This is a genomic window from Streptococcus infantis (assembly GCF_047464215.1).
Taxonomy (GTDB): domain Bacteria; phylum Bacillota; class Bacilli; order Lactobacillales; family Streptococcaceae; genus Streptococcus; species Streptococcus infantis_P.
In genome coordinates, this window is sequence record NZ_JASHCG010000044.1 from 1 (window position 1) to 618 (window position 618).

Consider the following 618-nt stretch of genomic DNA (forward strand, 5'->3'; position numbering starts at 1 on the left):
ATCGTCGGATTCATTTAGAACTAAGAAATCGTGGTTATCTGGTAAATCATAAAAGAGTTCAACGCTTGATGAAAGTACTCAATTTACAAGCTAAAATGCGACAGAAACGAAAATATTCTTCTCATAACGGAGACGTTGGCAAGAAAGCAGATAACCTTATTCAACGCCAATTTGAAGCAGCCAAACCAATGGAAAAGTGCTACACAGATGTGACAGAATTTGCCATTCCAGCAAGTACTCAAAAGCTTTACTTATCACCAGTTTTAGATGGTTTTAATAGCGAAATTATCGCCTATAATCTTTCAACTTCACCAAACTTAGAACAAGTGAAAGCTATGTTAAACCAGGCCTTCAGTGAGGAACATTACACAAATACTATTCTCCATAGTGATCAAGGATGGCAATATCAACACGATTTTTATCACAGGTTTTTAGAGAGTAAGGGAATTCAGCCATCTATGTCACGTAAAGGTAACAGCCCAGACAACGGCATGATGGAATCTTTCTTTGGCATTCTTAAGACTGAAATGTTTTATGGTTATGAGAATACGTTTCAGTCACTTGAGCACTTGGAACAAGCTATTGTAGACTATATTGATTACTACAACAACAAACGAA

1 protein-coding gene is annotated in these 618 nt (G+C 36.6%); it reads left to right on the top strand.

The window, feature by feature from the left end; all coding sequences use genetic code 11:
- The coding region (locus QM469_RS10550; RefSeq protein ID WP_414320628.1) for an IS3 family transposase at window positions 1-618 on the top strand (618 nt) is incomplete at both ends.